1 pseudogene is annotated in these 270 nt (G+C 66.3%); it reads right to left on the minus strand.

Annotation, left to right across the window (positions count from 1 at the left end):
* Positions 1-270, minus strand: a pseudogene (locus SB816_RS31870) (chloride channel protein); the annotation flags it as partial.

Consider the following 270-nt stretch of genomic DNA (forward strand, 5'->3'; position numbering starts at 1 on the left):
GATGTCGGCGAGCGCGACTGCGCCGAGGAAGCGGCCGTCGTCGTCGGTCACGTAAAGATACTTGACCGGATATTCGAGGAACACGCGCGTCATTTCCTGCACCGTCGCCCCGGCGCGCACGACCGTGTCGGCGGGGCGCACGAGTTCGCGCATCTGCGTGGCGCGCAGGCGCAGACGCTCGGCTTCCTCGCGATTGCGATGCAGCGTGATTTCGTACATCGACTTCTTGCCGGTCGCGCGCGCGACGAAGTACGCGACCACGCAGGACAG

This window comes from Achromobacter sp. SIMBA_011 (assembly GCF_046535435.1).
Lineage (GTDB): Bacteria > Pseudomonadota > Gammaproteobacteria > Burkholderiales > Burkholderiaceae_B > Achromobacter > Achromobacter dolens.